Raw genomic sequence first — 553 nt, 5'->3', positions numbered from 1 at the left:
GGCTCGACCAATTGAGCAGCAATTTCTTTTTCATATAATGACTTCTGCTCTTCTTCCAGTTGCTTTTGTTTTAACCAAGCTTCTCGCTCTTGTTTGGACTTACGCCCGCGTTTTTTCGGCTCAGGCTTTTCTTTCTTCTCCTTGGCTGGAGCTTGGTCTCGAGCTTCAACATGAGTGGCATCAATGGCTACCGTGTCATCAGAAACAAACTTTTCGACCATCGCCTGCTTCAGCAACTTTACTTGGATTTCCTCTAAGACACGGCTCTGGCTGATCTTTTGAATGAAACGGGAATACGTAGCCTCCGATGGAATAGGTTCTGAAAGCATGAAACCGCAATCCATCCGAAACTGGATATCTTCCCGAAGTCGTTTTACTAAATCTTTAATGGTCGGGATTCGCTCTACAATTCTGGCAATGAGCGAGTAAATGACAGCTGGGTAATTCACTTCAACGGGAGCACCATGGCGAGATCTTTTTCTGACCAAGGATAGAATTGGAGTAATGTCTATGGTTGCAAAGATAGCTTCAAAACGATGTTGCTGTTCCATTT

The 553-nt window shown here is 44.1% G+C and carries 1 protein-coding gene; it reads right to left on the bottom strand.

Features of this window, described 5'->3' with window-relative positions; genetic code table 11:
- The coding region (locus tag ACFPXP_RS07925) for a transposase (RefSeq protein WP_379893703.1) at positions 1 to 551 on the bottom strand (551 nt) is incomplete at its 3' end.
- Positions 552 to 553 lie beyond the last annotated feature (2 nt).

Origin of the sequence: Marinicrinis lubricantis, assembly GCF_042658665.1 — a bacterium.
Classification (GTDB): Bacteria; Bacillota; Bacilli; order Paenibacillales; family KCTC-33676; genus Marinicrinis; species Marinicrinis lubricantis.
This window is presented reverse-complemented; position numbering and strand designations above follow the sequence as displayed.